Origin of the sequence: Empedobacter sp. UBA7611 (assembly GCF_002484365.1) — a bacterium.
Taxonomy (GTDB): domain Bacteria; phylum Bacteroidota; class Bacteroidia; order Flavobacteriales; family Weeksellaceae; genus Empedobacter; species Empedobacter falsenii_B.
In genome coordinates this window covers 1-16,701 of sequence record NZ_DLJR01000002.1, presented here as the reverse complement: position 1 = coordinate 16,701, position 16,701 = coordinate 1, and the positions used below count along the sequence as shown (strand labels likewise).

Here is a 16,701-nt window from a genome sequence, read left to right as displayed (position 1 = left end):
TCACTGTAACAAATATTACAGATATTTTAAAACAATTTAATGAACTTTGATAAAAAAGTAATAATGATTTTAATTCAAATAAATTTTGATTTTCCTATTCAAATGATGGGAGAAAATTTAACAAAAAATGCTCGTTCATTAGCAGAAAGTATAAATACTGAAAAAGGATTCATCTCAAAAATATGGATCGAAAATTCAGACACTGCAAGAAGTGGAGGTATTTATATATTTGACACTTTAGAAAATGCTCAAAATTATGCTGAAATGCATAGCGAACGAGTAAAACAAATAGGAGCAACAAATATCAATGTTGAATACTTTTCTATTAATGAAACTCTTTCCTCACTAAATAATGGGATATAAATAATTATCAAAGCCACTCACAATAGAGTGGCTTTTTTTTGTAACAATTGGTAAAATATTTGTACTAATAAATTAAATACCAATCGCATGAAAAACATACTAAAATTAGAACAACTTGCTCTATTAATTCTTATGATCGTTCTATATAGTCTCCTAAAATTATCATGGATGTGGTTTGCAATTCTTTTTCTTGCTCCCGATATTTTTATGTTAGGTTATCTTTTTGGAAATAAGATTGGTGCAATATCCTATAATTTTATTCATAATTATTTTACGACAATTTCATTGATTCTTATTGGTTATTTTTTACATATTGAATGGTGTTTGATGATTGGATTTATATTTTCCGCTCATATTTCGTTCGATCGTTTTCTAGGATTTGGTCTCAAAAAATATGATGGTTTCAAGTCCACTCATTTAGGAGATTTATAACATCACAACCTCATCAGTCGAACCTTTCTCCTTAATCTCTGAAATACTTCGCATCGTAATTTCTGAAATTTGTTCCAATGCTTCTTGTGTAAAAAAAGCTTGATGTGCAGTGACCAAAACATTTGGAAAACTCATCAATCGTTGAATCATATCATCTTGAATAATTTCTGCCGATAAATCTTTGAAAAATAATTTTTCTTCTTGCTCGTAAACATCAATTCCCAAATAACCAATTTTATGATTTTTCAAAGCTTCAATCGCTTCATGTGTATTGATTAATCCGCCTCTACTCGTATTAATAATCGTTACGCCATCTTTCATCATCGCAATCGTTTCTTGATTAATCATGTAATGATTTTCTGGCGTCAACGGACAATGCAACGAAATAATATCTGAGCTTTTAAACAACTTATCCAGCTCAACATATTCCACGCCATTATTCATCAATTCTTGATCTGGATACAAATCATACGCAATTATTTTGCAACCAAAACCTTTCGCAATATTGACAAAAGCCTTTCCAATTTTTCCTGTTCCAACAATTCCAATTGTCTTTTGAAAAAGATTGAAACCAAGCAAACCGTTCAATGCAAAATTTTGTTCACGAACGCGATTATAAGCTTTATGCGTTTTTCGGTTCAATGTTAACAACATCGCCATTGTATGCTCTGCCACTGCCTCAGGAGAATATGCAGGGACGCGACAAACTTTAATTCCAAATTCTTTCGCAGCTTCCAAATCGACATTGTTAAAACCAGCACATCTCAAAGCTATAATTTTAACGCCTTTTTTTGCTAAAATTTCAATGACTTGTCGATTCACTTTATCATTCACAAACACACAAACTGCTTGCTCATCTTCAATTGCGTTGACGATATGTGGACCTAAATGTGTTTCATAAAAATTAAGTTCAAAACCGTAATTTTTATTTTCAGCCTCAAAAAAAGTTTTGTCATAAGGCTTAGACGAAAAGAAAGCTATTTTCATTAAATTATTTTTAACTAATTTACGTTTTTAATTAATTGTAAATTACTTTATACTTGATTATAATTTAGTTTTAAATCATTCAAAATTAATTGATCCTCTATTTTTGATATTTTACTAAAAGCTATAAGCTGATGAATAAAAATTTCTAACTTCGTGAAAATTCAAATTCACACATGAAAAATATACTTTTATCAACAATCACATTAGCTTCTTTTACAGCTTTTGGACAAAATATTTCGAATCAAACCATTGATCAAGTCACAGAAAATGCCATGAAAACTTTTGATGTTCCTGGAATGTCTGTTGCGGTTATCAAAGATGGAACAATTGTACATTCGAAAGGTTATGGTGTAAAATCGCTTAAAACGGGAGAAAAAGTTCAGTCTAATACAAATTTTGGAATTGCTTCTAACTCGAAAGCTTTTACAGCAGCGGCCTTGGCAATTTTGGTTGATGAAGGAAAAATAAAGTGGGATGATAAAGTGATTACGCACATTCCTGAATTCAAGATGTACAACGATTATGTAACCAAAGAATTTACAATTCGTGATTTATTAACGCATCGCAGTGGATTAGGTTTGGGCGCAGGAGATTTGATGGTTTGGCCTGATGGACACAATTTCACTCCTAAAGATATTATTTCTAATATTCAGTTTTTAAAACCAGTTTCAGATTTTCGTGTCAAATATGATTACGATAATTTATTATATATTATTGCAGGAGTTGTGATTGAACGAGTTTCGGGGCAATCTTGGACAGATTTTGTAACAAAAAGATTGTTAGAACCAATTGGAATGACGAATACAGCGGCGAATTGGCACTTAGTAAAAGACAAGAAAAATGCAATTGATCCACACGTTCCGATTGACGGAAAATTACAAGTCATTGATCGTTATACGAACACTATTTTTGATGCAGCTGCAGGAATTTATTCTAATGTTGATGATATTGCAAAATGGTTGCAATTCAATTTAGATAAAGGAAAAGTGAATGGAAAACAAATTATTTCGGAAAAACAAATGAACGAAATGATAACGCCACAAACTTTACAACCAAATCGTACAACTCCACCTTATAATTCATTATTCAAAGCCTATGGTTTGGGATGGCAATTGCAGGATATGAACGGAAAATTGGAAGTTTCGCATACTGGTGGATTGGAAGGAATTGTAACACAAACGATGTTTTATCCTCAAGAAAAATTAGGAATTGTGATTTTGACTAACCAACAATCGGGTGCAGCTTTCCGAGCAATTTCGAATACAATCAAAGATTTTTACTTAAAAAATCCATCTACAGATTGGGTAAAAACGTATGATGATATGATGAAGAAAAATGTGGAAGAAGCCGATGTTATTACTGATGAAGTTTGGAAAACAGTTGAAGCAAATCAAAAAAATAAAGCCATCAAATTTGATTCAAAAAGCGTAATCGGAACGTATAAAGACAATTGGTTTGGTGATGTTGTAATTTATGAAAAGAAAGGAAAAATCATTTTTGAATCGAAACGTTCGCCTCAATTAACTGGTGAAATGTCATTTTACAAAGACAATACTTTTGCAGTAAAATGGTACAATCGTTATTTCCATGCAGACGCTTTTGTTTATGCAGAAATGAAAGATGGAAAAATGACAGGTTTCAAAATGAGAGCCATTTCTCCGTTAACAGATTTCAGTTACGATTTCCAAGATTTAGATTTTACGAGAAAATAAATTTTAATAAATACTAATCAATTACGAAGTTCGAAATTCGAACTTCGTTTTTTCTATTAAAAATGAAATTCAAAGGTTACGCATATGGGCTAATATCGTCCATATCTTATGGATTAATTCCATTATTTATCCTTCCTATAAAACAAGCAAATTTTTCGATGGATACCACATTATTCTATCGATTCTTTTTTTCTGCATTGATTGTCGGAACATATTTATTCATCAAAAAACAATCATTCAAAATAGATGTGAAACAGATTCCATTTTTAATCATTTTAGGATTATTGTACGGAATCTCAGCGGATGCCTTATTTTTAGGTTATGATTATTTAACTCCTGGAATTGCCTCCACATTATTATTCGTTTATCCGTTGATTGTTGCCATCATAATGGCTGTTTTCTTCAAAGAAAGAATTACAATTTCAACTATTGTAGCCATTGTTTTTGTACTGGCTGGTGTAATTTTACTAAGTTTCAAAGAAGGAAAATTCGAGCTAAATCCAATCGGATTAGGAATTGTTTTTATCAGTGCTTTGGGTTACGGATTATATATTGTGACAGTCAACAAATCGAAAGTACGAGATATAAAAGGCTTTACATTAAGCTTTTATTCGTTTCTATTTACAACGATTTATTACGCAACAAAATGATTATTCACAAAGAATCCTTCATTTTACCATCATTAGAATTAACCTTCAACTTTTTTATATTTGCGTTTGTTACGACAGTTGTTTCGAGCATCGCTTTGATTTATGCAATTAAAAACATTGGTTCTACAGCCACTTCTATTCTTGGCGCATCAGAACCTGTGGTTGCCGTTGCTGTAAGTGTTATGATCTTTGGTGAAGATTTTTCGTTGAGTTTGGCTTTAGGAATTTTTATGATTATTCTAGGCGTGACTCTGAATGTAATTGGTGATGCATATCAACAAAAAAGATTGAAGTAATTGTAAATCCTATTTTTAACTTTGCATCAATGAAACAGAAATTTAATCCTGAAGGTTGGAATCGTATAGAGCATTTTAATATGTTCTCGAAAATGGATAATCCGTATGTCGGAGTTGTTGCGGAGGTTGAATGTTCTAAAGCGTACAAATTTGCCAAAGCAAATAAATTGTCTTTTTTCGCAGTCTATTTACATTGCTCGATGTTGGCAGAAAATAAGATTAATGAGTTTAAATATCGCATCGAAGATGATGAAATTTTTGTGTACGATCATTTAGATTGCGGAACAACAATTGGTAGAAAAGACGGAACTTTTGGTTTTGCGTTGATGAATTTTACCGAAGATTTTAATGCATTTAACGCACAACTTCAAGAGCAAATACAAAGTGTAGAAAATTCGGTTGGTTTGCACATCAAAAATGAAGAAATTACCATTGGCTTGGTTCGTCATTCTACGTTTCCATGGTCGAGATTTACGGGATTAGTGCAACCAAGTAACTTTGGAACAGGAGAATCTATTCCGCGAATTATTTTTGGAAAAGTGTATACGCAAAACGATAAAATGTATATGCCTGTTTCGATTGAGGCGAATCATGGTTTTGTAGATGGTTTTCATTTGGCAAATTATCTGCAAGAATTTGAAAAAGAATTAGGTAAATATTAGAAATAGTAAAAACGAATTTCGAGTTTCGAAATTCGTTTTTTTATTTTACATCATTAGGATGAATAAACGGTTCTTGTTCTGGAATTTCCTCATATTGAATAGGAAAATATTTTTTATCTTCTTCTAAAACAAAATCATCCGTATAATTATAAAAATGCTCCAACTTTCTTAATTGATACTTTCCTTCTTCATCTTTATGAAATCGAAAAGCGTAACCTTTTATTTCACAGCAGAATATTATTTTTTCTTTATCTAAAGGGATATAATTTAAATTTGAGATATCGATATATTCATCTAATACTTCATTTTTATCTAAAAGAATAGTATAATCTGTATTTTGAATAGTAATTGGTAATGTATAATAATTCCCTATTGAACAATCTTGTCCAGTCGAAGAAATATATAAATAAAATTTTTCTTTTGCGAAAAAGAGAGAGATTGTTCTAATTGGTATATGATTACTTTTTGTAATATCAATAGCTTGTTCAATAACTTCATTTACATTCTCATCTTTAAAAACTGAATCTGCTTTTATTTCATTCTTCTTTTCCCAACCTTTAGCAGATTGACTGCTCGGTTGCTCACATTGAACAAAAAGAATGAATAAGAGTAAAAAATATAAATTCTTCATATAAGTGTTTTGATTAAAGATAATCAATTCACTGCAACTTTTTTATTTAGTTTTTTTGACCAAGAAAAAATATAAATCGTTCCGATAATTGAAGGCACAATCCAAAAATAAATATTGTCTCCAAATCCAGCGCCTGCAACCAAAAACGCTGTTACTGAAGCGATATAAGCACCAACCATTTTTCCAACATGATTCATTGTCCATTTTTTATAATTCTCTGTATTCTTGTAAAAAACAAAATCTCGATAACACATAAACCCTCCTAAAAACCCAAAAATTAAATACAATAATCCAATTGCATTGCTTGTGAAAAGTGGAAGTAATCCAAAAACAATCATCACAATAGATGTGATAAACATTGCTCCAGAAATGATTTTATCCAAATTATTAGAATAGTTTTTGCGCTTATAATTTAGAATTCTATTTCCGATCAAAATCATATAAATCGTGAAAATACCAATCATTAAAAGAAAAGAATTGTGGTGATTTGGAAAAGCACAAATAATCAACGAAAGAACAGAACTGACTAACATACCAATCGAAAATATTTTTCCCACTTTTTTGTGTGTCGAATTTCCTTTTTTTATAATCATAACAGCTGTTCCAGCAACCAAGCCAATTCCTCCAAAAAATGCGTGAATGTAAATAATGATGTTGACTAAATTTTCCATAATGTGTTTATTTATTATGGAATAAAATTAAGTGAAGTCGTTTTTAATTTTAAAAATAGTTGACCGAATTGTCGAATTTTAAGGATGAATTGTATTACTCTTTTGTTTTCACTGTTTCTATAGCATCATTCATCAAATCGAACTCGTAACCTTTGTACGCTAAATATGCTTTTACTTTGTTTATTTTCTTGAAAGATTCTCGCTCAGAAGCTAATAAATTGAACTTTTTTTGTGTTAAATGCAATAAATTATTCCAATATTTATCCAAATCAATTTCTTCTTTAAATGCTTTTTCAATTAATTTTTGATCAATTTGACGCATTTTTAATTCTTGACGAAGACGATTTCTTCCCCACATTTTTTGATTGACTTTTCCTCGAACAAAATTATGAACAAATCGTTCTTCATTCAGGAATCCGTAATGAATTAGCTTAAAAATAATCTCATCTTTCGCTTCTGGAATCAAATCAAAATCACGAAGTTTTTTCTCTACTTCCCAATGACAACGATCTTGATAAAGACAATATTTTGCCATTTTATCTTTGATTTCATCAATCGTATAAATCTTTTTTGGGTTGTCTTTAGAGAAATTCATGCAACAAAGTTAAGATTTTAATGAGAGAATTATTTGATTAACTTTATAAGATACCAAAACAAGTTTAAGATGAATCAACAAAAAAACTGAATCATTTCTGATTCAGTTTTTTATTATTTATTTTAAATAGTTGAAGGAAAAAATATGAACTTCTCAATTCTAATTTCTCACATCTCAATACTATTTTATTAAGCTTTTTGTAATTCTGCAATATATTCCGTTGGATTCTCAGCATTGAAAACTGCCGAACCAGCAACTAAAGCATCTGCACCAGCTTCTACCAATTTTGATGCATTTTGTACTCCAACTCCTCCATCAATTTCGATGATAACATTTGCATTTGCTTCTGTAATCATTTTTTTCAATTTAGAAACTTTGTTGTAAGTATTTTCAATGAATTTTTGACCTCCAAAACCAGGATTAACACTCATGATTAGAACTAAATCTAAATCGTTAATCACATCTTCTAAAACAGATACTGGTGTATGCGGATTAAGCGCCACTCCTGCTTTCATTCCTTCTGCTTTTATAGCCTGAATTGTACGATGTAAATGTGTACACGCTTCGTAATGTACCGTTAAAATATCTGCGCCAACTTGTTTGAAAGTTGAGATGTAACGATCTGGATCAACAATCATTAAATGTACATCCAAAACTTTATCTGTTAACGAATTTATTTTCTCAATAATTGGCATTCCGTAAGAGATATTCGGAACAAAAACGCCGTCCATTACATCTAAATGAAACCATTCGGCTTGAGAATTATTAACCATTTCGATGTCTTTTGCTAAATTTCCGAAATCGGCTGCTAAAATTGATGGTGCTACTATTGGCATAATCTTATTTGTTGTTTGTTTGTATTTTGTGGTGCAAAGGTAATGAAATAAAAAAATCGTTGAAAACTCAACGATTTATATTTTTTTAGAAATTGTAACCAACTCGAAAGCCTAAGTCTAAGGCAACTCCTGTATTTGTACTCTTTACTTCTGATGTTGTATAATTATCAAAATCATAGTTTGTATATGTTTCTTGATAAAGAGAAAGTCCTAATCCCGTATAAAACTCATAAAAAAAGTTTTGAGCAAAAGAACGTTTAAATCCATAATTGAACGTAATAGAACCTTGTGGATTAACACCTAAATTATCACTATTAGAAATTGTTAACCAATCTGGCGTATAAGTTCCTTTTACAGCAATATAATTCCCAGAATTATTTTTGGTATTTTTTCCTTTGTCAATTCTTCGGTCAAAATTATAATAATAACGTCCTTCTAAAGCTATATTTGTTGTCAAAATATACTCAAAATCACTCCCATAAAAATCGCTATAACTGTATTTAAAACCTCCCAAATAGTCTAAAGATCCTACAGCTGTAAAATTTTCGGATAAAGCTTTTTCATATTGAATTCCGATTCCAATAAAACTAACGTTTGCATTAAACAAATCTGTTGCTTTTTCTTGAGCAAATAGTGAAGTTGATAATAAGAGAGTAAATAATAGTTTTTTCATTTTCAGTGTTAATTAATACAATACGAATATAACAGAAAAAATGATTCAGTAAAATTATTTTTAATCCAAGAAAACTCTATTATCAATAAAGTTATAAGGTTCTTCGTCTTTCAATTCTTCGTTGATAATAAAATGAATCGAATCTTTTGACATAAAAATATAAGTATAAATATCTGCCATCTCATCAGAATCTCTAAACTCGTAATATTCATCACCAATTGTACACCAAACGCCTTCGTCTTCAGAAAAAGTTACACGATCATCACTATAAATCGTTTTAAAGTTAACCGTCATTGTGCCGTCAGCTTTTCTATTCACCAACCAACTATTTGTTTCGCCTTTAAAAAATTTTCCATGATCAGTTCCAGACCAAATTCCAACGAATCTGTCATCTACATCCATAGATTTTATATATTCTTTCATTTGGTTTTGATCAGCTTTGTTCATCATAATTTCTATATTAAAATTAGCTTAAAAGTAGCCAATCTATACTTCTTCTCATCTCAAAAAGACTTAATTTGCAGCTCGGGATAAAAAAACAAATTTATGGAAAATAATATGCTTAATCAACATCCAGCAGATATTGCCGAACAATTAACTGCACTGAACGTAAAAGAAAGAAACATCGCTTTTTACTCGCTTTTGAATGATGATAAAGTTGAAGTATTCTCCTATTTTGAACCCGATATTCAGTACGAAATTGTAAAAAGTTTGACGGACGAAGATTTAGCCGAGGTTTTGAACAATCTTGATCCTGATGACCGAACAGAACTTTTTGAAAATTTCCCAGATCAATTAATCAAACATTCCATTAATCTTTTAAATCCTGAAGAACGTGCTACAGCACTGAATTTGATTGGATACAAAGAAGATTCGATTGCACGTTTAATGACACCAAATTATATTCAGGTAAAAGAACATTATACGGTAAAACAAGTTTTGGCTCACATCAAAAAATATGGAAAAAAAGCGGAAACGTTGACGTATATTTTTATTGTTGATGGAAAAAATAGATTGATTGATGATTTAAAAATTGGCGAAATTCTTTTGGCTGATGAAGATACGAAAGTAGAAGATTTGATCGATCATAATTTTGTTTCAATCAAGACGACGACTCCTTTAGAAGATGCGTTAGAAGTTTTTGATAAATACGATCGTTCTGCGATGCCAATTGTGACAGAAAATGATGTTTTGGTCGGAATTGTAACATTTGACGATATCTTGGATCGTATGAAAATGCGTGATACAGAAGATATTCAGAAATTTGGAGGTATGGAAGAATTGGATGTTTCGTATACTAAAACACCTATTGCGGAATTAATCAAAAAGCGCGCAGGTTGGCTGGTTATCTTATTTATTGGCGAAATGTTTACGGCTTCTGCAATGAGTTATTATGACCAGGAAATCGAAAAAGCAGTTGTGTTGGCTTTATTTGTTCCATTGATTATTTCGAGTGGTGGAAATTCTGGTTCTCAAGCGGCTTCACTAATTATCCGAGCAATGGCTTTGGGTGAATTGAAACTAAAAGATTGGTGGTATGTAATGAAGAAAGAGTTTGCTTCGGGATTAATCTTAGGTGCAATTCTAGGATTTGTTGGTTTTATCAGAATCTTAATTTGGCAAAAAACTGGAATTTATAGTTATGGAGAATATTGGCTATATGTAGCTTTAACAGTCGCTTTATCTTTAATCGTCATTGTTTTATGGGGAACACTTTCTGGATCTTTAGTTCCATTTATTTTGAGAAAAATTGGATTTGATCCCGCAACAGCATCCTCGCCTTTCGTCGCAACCTTGGTTGATGTTTCAGGATTGATTATTTATTTTACAATTGCTGCAATTTTACTAAGCGGAAAATTATTATAACAAAAAACTCCAACTAAATTTAGTTGGAGTTTTTCATTTATTTTTTTCTTGTATCAATAAATTCGTACGTTTCATTTTCTTGTTCAAAAGCCATATTAAATGCTTTAAACTTTATCTGATTTTCATTTAAAATCTGAAACTCATAAACATCTGTTGATTCAGAATCTTCGTGGTATTCGTAAAACTTATTATCTTTTACCCACCATTTTCCTTTTTCTATAGAATTTTCTGTTTTTCTTCCTTTCATTTTAGTTTTAAAATCCAAAACAAAAGTTCCGTCTGCATTTCTTGTCATTGCCCATTCTTTAGATAATCCTTTCACTTGATTATCTTTTTCCGAACCTATCCAAATACCTACAAAACGTTCGTCTGCTTCACCATCTGTCTGATCATATGCAAACCCATCTACAGAGCTTTCCATATCAAAGATTTTTTTCATGGTTTTAGCTTTATATACAGAATACTTTTCTTCATAATAATCTGTCAAATTATTACTTTTTTCTTCTGAATATTTAGTCGTTTTAAAACCTCTTGGTAATTTTCCTTTTTCTAATCTATACTCAATTTTATTTTCATTGATTTTATACAAATAAATATCATTGAAGTTTAATTCATTTCCTTCCTCAAAATACTGATTATTATCTGTCCACCAAGTTCCTGTTTCTTTTGCATAAATAGAATCTCGACCACTCAACAACTCAAAATATAAAATAAATGTTCCATCATTTTTACGGTTGATTAACCATTTTCCATCAATAGGATCAGCTTTTGTTTTAGGAATTGAAGAAGACCAAAATCCAACTAAATTTTGATCAACTTTCTTTTGACCGAAAGTATAAGTTGAAAAAAGTATAAGAGTAAATAGTAAAATAAAGTTTCTCATAAAGTGTTTTAGTATTTATAAAAAAAGCAGCTTATTTAGCTGCTTTCTTATGTTTCTATCGTCCAATATACGTTTTCAAAATCTTAGATCTTGAAGTATGTTTTAAACGACGAATTGCTTTTTCTTTAATTTGACGAACACGTTCTCTTGTTAAATCAAACGTTTCTCCAATTTCTTCTAACGTCATTGGATGTTGACCGTTTAATCCGAAGTATAAACGAATTAAATCAGCTTCGCGAGGCGTTAATGTTTGTAATGCACGCTCAATCTCTACACGTAAAGATTCAATCATCAATTGAACGTCTGGAGATGGAGATTCACCAATGTTTAATACATCGTATAAGTTAGAATCTTCTCCTTCTACTAATGGTGCGTCCATTGAGACGTGACGACCAGAGTTTTTCATCGACTCTTTTACATCACCTTCAGACATATCCAAAACTTCAGAAATTTCTTCTGCAGATGGAGCACGTTCATGTTCTTGCTCTAATAAAGCATAGGCTTTATTAATTTTATTGATCGATCCAATTTTATTTAATGGTAAACGTACAATACGAGATTGCTCTGCTAATGCTTGTAAGATAGATTGACGAATCCACCAAACTGCATACGAGATAAATTTGAAACCACGTGTTTCGTCAAAACGTTGTGCAGCTTTAATCAAACCTAAATTTCCTTCATTAATTAAATCTGGTAAACTTAAACCTTGATTTTGATATTGTTTCGCAACAGATACCACGAAACGTAAGTTTGCTTTTGTTAATTTTTCTAAGGCAACACGATCTCCTGCTTTGATACGTTGTGCTAACTCTACTTCCTCCTCCGCTGTAATCAAATCTACTTTACCAATCTCTTGTAAGTATTTATCCAACGACGCAGTTTCACGATTTGTTACCTGCTTTGTAATTTTAAGCTGTCTCATTTAACTAAAACCCTCCTATTATTAATGATTATTATCGATTTCTTTTGGCATTTTATCAACACCACTATATATGTATACGCAGATAACTGAAAAAGGTTACAAAATATTGTAAATTATTTCAGAATTAATATCTTAAAACTTCGTAAATCATTTGAGCAGAGAGTTTCGCTGTCGAGTTATCAACATCAAAAAGCGAATTATATTCAACTAAATCAAATATTTTCACTTTGTTTGAGTTCATTAGAACCTTCAAAATATATTTAACCTGAAAAGGTGTCAAACCATTAATTGTCGTTGCACTTACACCTGGCGCATAAGCTGCATCAAAAACATCCATATCCAACGAAACATAAAGCACATCAAATTGTTGAACAATCGTTTTCAAATCATCTAATACTTTATTCAAATTGAAATGCACTTCATCTGCCAAAATAAAATTAACTCCTATATTTTCAGCACGTTGAAATAATGCTTTCGTATTTCCTAATTCTTGAATACCGATTGGAATATAATTGAACTTCATTTCATTTTCTTCGCAATACTTTGCCATTTCGTAAAAAGGCGTTCCAGAAGTTGATTGCGGATTTGGCGTTCTCAAATCAAAATGCGCATCAAGATTGATAATTCCAATATTTTTGTATGATTTTGCTAAAGCCAAAAAATCACCCAAAGCTGTTTCGTGTCCACCACCAATTACAATCGGAAAATGATTTTGTTGGATAATTTTATCCACTTGATTGATTTGTTCTTCACGTGCAGATTCTAAATTATTATCATCACAATGAATATTTCCAGCATCAAAAATAAAATCAGTTTCGGAAAAATGTAAAGGTAAATTCGCCAAACTTTTTCGAATCAAATCTGGTGAATCTTTCGCACCAATTCTACCCTTATTCCGTTTAACACCTTCTTCCGAACAAAATCCTAACAGTACTTTTGGTTGAACAGATGATGATTCAAATTTATCATAATCAGAAATTACTTGATGAATTCTTAAACCTAATTCTCCATCTTCAGAATCAATTCTTCCTGTCCAATTTTCTTGATTAAATGGTGTTTTTTGCATGATTAATAAAATTTAGGTAACGACAAATTATATTTTACAGTAACAATACGAATTGCGGCAATAATAGCTCCCGAAACAATAAAATTGATATTACGATCTAATCCAAAACTTTCAAAAATTAAATACATTACACCTCCTGCGACACATGCCATTGCATAAATTTCTTTCACAAAAACTGTAGGCGTTCTATTCATCAAAACATCTCTTAACATTCCTCCCATTACAGCGGTCATCATTCCCATCATCACAGAAATAAAATCATTTGCGCCCAAAGAATGCGCTTTTTCCAAACCTACAATTGTAAATAAAGCAATTCCCAATGTATCGAAAAGCATTAATGTTATTCTTAATCGTGAAAAATATTTAAAAAATAATCCTGCCAACAAAATTCCAGCAAAAACTGCGTAAATGACATTCATATCATTTATCCAAACTAACGGATAACTGTTAAGAAATAGATCGCGTAAAGTTCCACCACCAACAGCCGTTATAAAAGCAAAACAAGCAATTCCGAACCAATCATGTTTTTGTCTTTCATCTCCAGCTAAAGCACCAGAAATAGCAAACACAACCGTCCCAAATAATTCAAAAATGTATTGAATTTCCATCTATAAAAAATTAGTTCGCTAAGATACGAATCTATAAATTAATGGCTTTTGAATTTCGGTAATGATAAGTTATACTTAATTGCAGTCAAACGAATTGCGACAATTACAGCCCCCGAAATAAAGAAATTGATGTTACGATCAAGTCCCAATTTCCATAAAATCATATAAATAACTGCACCACAAAGACATGCAAACGCATAAATTTCTTTCTTGAAAATAATAGGAACTTCGTTCAACATCATATCGCGAATAATGGATCCAAAAACCGCCGTAAACATTCCCATTACAGGTGCAATTACAGGATGAATTCCAAGATTTAGAGCTTTTTCTAAACCAACAATCGTAAATAAAGCAATTCCTAACGTATCAAAAAGCATAAATGTTTTACGAAGTTTCAACAGAGGCTCATAGAAAATTGCCGCTAAAATAACACCAATCCCTACTGCATAAATAAGATTAACATCCTTTATCCACATAATTTCAACGGAAAGTAAAATATCACGAATTGTACCACCTCCAATTGAAGTTAGGAAAGCAATAAAGGTTACACCAAACCAATCGTTACCAGATTTTTCATCTGCTGCTAAAGCGCCCGAAATTCCAAAAAAAAGTGTACCAAATAATTCGAAAAAATATTGAATCTCCATTTCTATTGTATTAAATCATATTGTGTTGTGCTCTGTCAAAAATAAACACTTTTCTTTTTTAACGATGTTTAAATATACAATCGAAAATAAAAAAAGACCAACACATTTGTTAGTCTTTTTGTTAATATTAATAATAATTTGTTTTTTCTAATTGTTTTTCATCAATCGGATCTTCATCCAAATAGCGTTCTAAACTATCATCCAACTCTTTCATCCAAGGTGTGTGATGTTTTTCTGCTTTCGTTTCGTCCATAACTGAGGTATAGGTTTTATCTCGATAAGTTAAAATATTTTCTTCTTTATCTTTTAACCAAGATTTGAACATATTAGCAACTTTATCCAAATCGAACATAGGATAATCAGTTAAATGAATTAAATCCTTCAAATAATCAGTTTGAAAATCAACATGATCATCAGCAGAAATCGATTGTTTTTCATAATCAACCCATTTCTGAATATCTTTTTGAATTTCTTCTTTTGAAGGTAAATTAATTCGTCCTAAAATATAATCACGTGCAAACCATGCTTGCGCATCAAACATATTAAATGTGTAATATTGATCCTGCATTCCCAAAAATAACAATTGAGCATTAACATCTGATATTACACCTTTATACATTCCTTCTGGATACAAACAGTTTTTTGTTTTTAAACGGAAATTATCTGGTAAAAACGGAAATTTGTGTTGATAACCTGTACACATAATTACTGCATCAAACTCTTTTGATGTTCCGTCTTTGAAAAATGCTTTCTTATCTTCAAAATGTGTCACTAAAGGCAATTCTTTTATCCCTTCGGGCCATTTACAATCAATCGGGTTTGTACGATAAGAAATTATGACCGATTTAGTTCCGTGTTTATAGCATTGTACCGCAATATCTTCTGCCGAATAACTACTACCAATCAATAAAATTTCTTTGCCTCTAAATGGATCAGCTCCGCGAAAATCATGCGCATGCATTACATTTCCTGTATAATTCTCGATACCTTTAAAATAAGGCATATTTGGTGTAGAAAAATGTCCAGTTCCGACAATTAAATAATCGAAATATTCTTCGAAAGTTTCATTTTTCTTTAAATCATCAAAAACAACGCGAAACTGTTTTTTATCCTCTACATAATCTACCCACCTTGCAACGGTATTAAACTGAATGTACTTTCGCGCATTACTTTGTTTAATTCTCCCTTCTATATAATCGAATAATACTTCTCTAGGTGGATAAGAAGATATTGTTTGACCAAAGTGTTCAGAAAATGTATAATCTGCAAATTCTAAGCATTCTTTTGGTCCATTCGACCATAAATATTTATACATACTGCCATGCAATGGCTCTCCGTATTTACCTACTCCTGTACGCCAAGTGTAGTTCCACATTCCTCCCCAGTTGTCTTGCTTCTCAAAACATTTAATTTCTGGAATTTTGTTACCTTTTTTCTCTTCTGACTCAAATGCTCTTAACATTGCCAAACCACTTGGTCCAGCCCCGATAATGCCTACTTTTAAACTCATGAATTGTTTTTAATTAAACTTATATGAACTACTCAACTATCTCTCGATAGTAATTGATTTTTATGTCTGAAACGACCTGATATAGAAACTAACTTCTATAAAAACTGTGTAAAACAGAATAGAATGAGTAATCTAATGATTACAACATATAAAGAGATAGAAAACCTCTTGCTGAATAAATAAAATTTTATTCAAATTAAATTATTCTTCAATGTACTAAAATTATAGCAGATGGACAAATATTAATGAAACATAAAGCTAAGGGTAATTATATAGGCGTTCCCTTCGGTCGGGCTATCCGTTGCAATCTTTTGTAGAAGAAAATTGGAAGTGATTACAGGAAAACCAATTCCTCCAAAAGGATTTCCACTACTATCCCTAACGCGGGTTGTAAGTTGTAAGTTTTGAGTGATAAGTTATAATTTATAAGACATAAGATTTAAGACTTACAGGAATAGAAGTAGAAGTTAAAATATCCACTTGAGGGAAATAGGGGCTTTTCGATTTATGAGTTGTAAGTTATAAAGGAAGCTTCCTTTTTATTAAGAAGAAGCTTCTTGTTGGATGAAAGCAAGCTTCTTTTTTTATAAAACATAGTCTGGAGATGCGTAAAGCTTACAGCGTTCAGCTAAAGCGCGACGTATAACCACAAAAAAAGCCTCAAGAAATAAATCTTGAGGCTTTTAATAAA

20 protein-coding genes are annotated in these 16,701 nt (G+C 31.1%); 7 read left to right on the top strand and 13 right to left on the bottom strand.

Translation table 11 applies throughout. From position 1 onward, the window contains the following. Nucleotides 1-39 precede the first annotated feature (39 nt). Together B3R94_RS00170 and B3R94_RS00165 are read left to right on the top strand one after the other, a co-directional pair. A complete protein-coding gene (locus B3R94_RS00170; protein ID WP_221408221.1) occupies nt 40-363 on the top strand; it encodes a monooxygenase in 324 nt (107 codons plus the stop codon). Between the two features lie 87 nt (nt 364-450). Continuing rightward, complete coding sequence (locus B3R94_RS00165) at nt 451-795, top strand: DUF4260 domain-containing protein (RefSeq protein WP_114997808.1); 345 nt, start codon at nt 451-453, stop codon at nt 793-795. Here the strand turns inward: B3R94_RS00165 and B3R94_RS00160 are convergent. Next, nucleotides 790-1,782: a 2-hydroxyacid dehydrogenase gene (locus B3R94_RS00160; protein WP_114997809.1), complete on the bottom strand. Its 993-nt coding sequence runs from the start codon at nt 1,780-1,782 to the stop codon at nt 790-792. The two genes, B3R94_RS00165 and B3R94_RS00160, sit on opposite strands and share 6 nt — an antisense overlap. 173 nt (nt 1,783-1,955) lie before the next feature. On the opposite strand from B3R94_RS00160, the gene B3R94_RS00155 reads away from it, so the two are divergent. From B3R94_RS00155 to B3R94_RS00140, 4 genes are all read left to right on the top strand, one after another. Next, nucleotides 1,956-3,494 carry a serine hydrolase gene (locus B3R94_RS00155; protein WP_291097804.1) on the top strand — a complete coding sequence of 513 codons (1,539 nt, stop codon included), beginning with the start codon at nt 1,956-1,958 and terminating at the stop codon, nt 3,492-3,494. Nucleotides 3,495-3,556: 62 nt separating this feature from the next. Beyond that, entirely contained in the window at nt 3,557-4,144 is a 588-nt protein-coding gene (locus B3R94_RS00150) for a DMT family transporter (protein WP_260392006.1), read from the top strand. Beyond that, entirely contained in the window at nt 4,141-4,440 is a 300-nt protein-coding gene (locus B3R94_RS00145) for a DMT family transporter (RefSeq protein WP_260392005.1), read from the top strand. Before B3R94_RS00150 ends, B3R94_RS00145 begins: the two co-directional genes overlap by 4 nt. Before the next feature lie 29 nt (nt 4,441-4,469). Further along, nucleotides 4,470-5,102 (top strand): CatA-like O-acetyltransferase, encoded by a 633-nt coding sequence (locus B3R94_RS00140; RefSeq protein ID WP_291097801.1) that lies wholly within the window; start codon nt 4,470-4,472, stop codon nt 5,100-5,102. Between the two features lie 40 nt (nt 5,103-5,142). Here the strand turns inward: B3R94_RS00140 and B3R94_RS00135 are convergent, their stop codons facing one another. The 6 genes from B3R94_RS00135 to B3R94_RS00110 form a co-directional block, all read right to left on the bottom strand. After that, on the bottom strand, nt 5,143-5,733 hold the full coding sequence (locus tag B3R94_RS00135; protein WP_291062286.1) for a hypothetical protein: 591 nt from the start codon (nt 5,731-5,733) through the stop codon (nt 5,143-5,145). A 23-nt stretch (nt 5,734-5,756) separates the two neighbouring features. Beyond that, the gene (locus tag B3R94_RS00130; protein WP_291047175.1) at nt 5,757-6,404 is read right to left on the bottom strand and encodes a hypothetical protein; all 648 of its coding nucleotides are present in this window, start codon (nt 6,402-6,404) and stop codon (nt 5,757-5,759) included. Nucleotides 6,405-6,498: 94 nt separating this feature from the next. Further along, the gene (locus B3R94_RS00125; protein WP_291047174.1) at nt 6,499-6,999 is read right to left on the bottom strand and encodes a regulatory protein RecX; all 501 of its coding nucleotides are present in this window, start codon (nt 6,997-6,999) and stop codon (nt 6,499-6,501) included. 188 nt (nt 7,000-7,187) lie between these two features. Continuing rightward, entirely contained in the window at nt 7,188-7,835 is a 648-nt protein-coding gene (gene rpe / locus B3R94_RS00120; protein WP_125350028.1) for a ribulose-phosphate 3-epimerase, read from the bottom strand. Between the two features lie 85 nt (nt 7,836-7,920). Further along, nucleotides 7,921-8,508, bottom strand: coding sequence for a hypothetical protein (locus B3R94_RS00115; protein ID WP_114997834.1), 588 nt, complete (start codon nt 8,506-8,508; stop codon nt 7,921-7,923). 60 nt (nt 8,509-8,568) lie between these two features. Further along, nucleotides 8,569-8,958 (bottom strand): hypothetical protein, encoded by a 390-nt coding sequence (locus B3R94_RS00110; protein ID WP_125350026.1) that lies wholly within the window; start codon nt 8,956-8,958, stop codon nt 8,569-8,571. A 96-nt stretch (nt 8,959-9,054) separates the two neighbouring features. Between B3R94_RS00110 and mgtE the strand changes: the two genes are divergently transcribed. Continuing rightward, entirely contained in the window at nt 9,055-10,374 is a 1,320-nt protein-coding gene (mgtE, locus tag B3R94_RS00105) for a magnesium transporter (protein ID WP_125350025.1), read from the top strand. A gap of 37 nt (nt 10,375-10,411) precedes the next feature. Here the strand turns inward: mgtE and B3R94_RS00100 are convergent, their stop codons facing one another. The 6 genes from B3R94_RS00100 to B3R94_RS00075 form a co-directional block, all read right to left on the bottom strand. Further along, nucleotides 10,412-11,257: a lipocalin family protein gene (locus B3R94_RS00100; RefSeq protein ID WP_219035271.1), complete on the bottom strand. Its 846-nt coding sequence runs from the start codon at nt 11,255-11,257 to the stop codon at nt 10,412-10,414. Nucleotides 11,258-11,312: 55 nt separating this feature from the next. Continuing rightward, nucleotides 11,313-12,179, bottom strand: coding sequence for a sigma-70 family RNA polymerase sigma factor (locus tag B3R94_RS00095; RefSeq protein WP_019975176.1), 867 nt, complete (start codon nt 12,177-12,179; stop codon nt 11,313-11,315). Between the two features lie 124 nt (nt 12,180-12,303). Then, the gene (gene hutG, locus B3R94_RS00090) at nt 12,304-13,245 is read right to left on the bottom strand and encodes a formimidoylglutamase (protein WP_219035272.1); all 942 of its coding nucleotides are present in this window, start codon (nt 13,243-13,245) and stop codon (nt 12,304-12,306) included. 2 nt (nt 13,246-13,247) lie between these two features. Further along, nucleotides 13,248-13,853 (bottom strand): trimeric intracellular cation channel family protein, encoded by a 606-nt coding sequence (locus B3R94_RS00085; RefSeq protein WP_125350023.1) that lies wholly within the window; start codon nt 13,851-13,853, stop codon nt 13,248-13,250. A gap of 38 nt (nt 13,854-13,891) precedes the next feature. Next, on the bottom strand, nt 13,892-14,500 hold the full coding sequence (locus B3R94_RS00080) for a trimeric intracellular cation channel family protein (RefSeq protein ID WP_280036959.1): 609 nt from the start codon (nt 14,498-14,500) through the stop codon (nt 13,892-13,894). 127 nt (nt 14,501-14,627) lie between these two features. Continuing rightward, complete coding sequence (locus B3R94_RS00075) at nt 14,628-16,010, bottom strand: NAD(P)-binding domain-containing protein (RefSeq protein ID WP_291074237.1); 1,383 nt, start codon at nt 16,008-16,010, stop codon at nt 14,628-14,630. Nucleotides 16,011-16,701 lie beyond the last annotated feature (691 nt).

What these genes read in the sequence shown, in the direction of transcription:
- B3R94_RS00125 (WP_291047174.1), bottom strand. Translation starts at nt 6,999, where the DNA reads ATGAATTTCTCTAAAGACAACCCAAAAAAGATTTATACGATTGATGAA.
- B3R94_RS00145 (WP_260392005.1), top strand. Translation starts at nt 4,141, where the DNA reads ATGATTATTCACAAAGAATCCTTCATTTTACCATCATTAGAATTAACC.
- B3R94_RS00160 (WP_114997809.1), bottom strand. Translation starts at nt 1,782, where the DNA reads ATGAAAATAGCTTTCTTTTCGTCTAAGCCTTATGACAAAACTTTTTTT.
- rpe (WP_125350028.1), bottom strand. Translation starts at nt 7,835, where the DNA reads ATGCCAATAGTAGCACCATCAATTTTAGCAGCCGATTTCGGAAATTTA.
- B3R94_RS00150 (WP_260392006.1), top strand. Translation starts at nt 3,557, where the DNA reads ATGAAATTCAAAGGTTACGCATATGGGCTAATATCGTCCATATCTTAT.
- B3R94_RS00135 (WP_291062286.1), bottom strand. Translation starts at nt 5,733, where the DNA reads ATGAAGAATTTATATTTTTTACTCTTATTCATTCTTTTTGTTCAATGT.
- mgtE (WP_125350025.1), top strand. Translation starts at nt 9,055, where the DNA reads ATGGAAAATAATATGCTTAATCAACATCCAGCAGATATTGCCGAACAA.
- B3R94_RS00165 (WP_114997808.1), top strand. Translation starts at nt 451, where the DNA reads ATGAAAAACATACTAAAATTAGAACAACTTGCTCTATTAATTCTTATG.
- B3R94_RS00155 (WP_291097804.1), top strand. Translation starts at nt 1,956, where the DNA reads ATGAAAAATATACTTTTATCAACAATCACATTAGCTTCTTTTACAGCT.
- B3R94_RS00095 (WP_019975176.1), bottom strand. Translation starts at nt 12,179, where the DNA reads ATGAGACAGCTTAAAATTACAAAGCAGGTAACAAATCGTGAAACTGCG.
- B3R94_RS00075 (WP_291074237.1), bottom strand. Translation starts at nt 16,010, where the DNA reads ATGAGTTTAAAAGTAGGCATTATCGGGGCTGGACCAAGTGGTTTGGCA.
- B3R94_RS00110 (WP_125350026.1), bottom strand. Translation starts at nt 8,958, where the DNA reads ATGATGAACAAAGCTGATCAAAACCAAATGAAAGAATATATAAAATCT.
- B3R94_RS00085 (WP_125350023.1), bottom strand. Translation starts at nt 13,853, where the DNA reads ATGGAAATTCAATACATTTTTGAATTATTTGGGACGGTTGTGTTTGCT.
- B3R94_RS00100 (WP_219035271.1), bottom strand. Translation starts at nt 11,257, where the DNA reads ATGAGAAACTTTATTTTACTATTTACTCTTATACTTTTTTCAACTTAT.
- B3R94_RS00140 (WP_291097801.1), top strand. Translation starts at nt 4,470, where the DNA reads ATGAAACAGAAATTTAATCCTGAAGGTTGGAATCGTATAGAGCATTTT.
- hutG (WP_219035272.1), bottom strand. Translation starts at nt 13,245, where the DNA reads ATGCAAAAAACACCATTTAATCAAGAAAATTGGACAGGAAGAATTGAT.
- B3R94_RS00170 (WP_221408221.1), top strand. Translation starts at nt 40, where the DNA reads ATGAACTTTGATAAAAAAGTAATAATGATTTTAATTCAAATAAATTTT.
- B3R94_RS00080 (WP_280036959.1), bottom strand. Translation starts at nt 14,500, where the DNA reads ATGGAGATTCAATATTTTTTCGAATTATTTGGTACACTTTTTTTTGGA.
- B3R94_RS00115 (WP_114997834.1), bottom strand. Translation starts at nt 8,508, where the DNA reads ATGAAAAAACTATTATTTACTCTCTTATTATCAACTTCACTATTTGCT.
- B3R94_RS00130 (WP_291047175.1), bottom strand. Translation starts at nt 6,404, where the DNA reads ATGGAAAATTTAGTCAACATCATTATTTACATTCACGCATTTTTTGGA.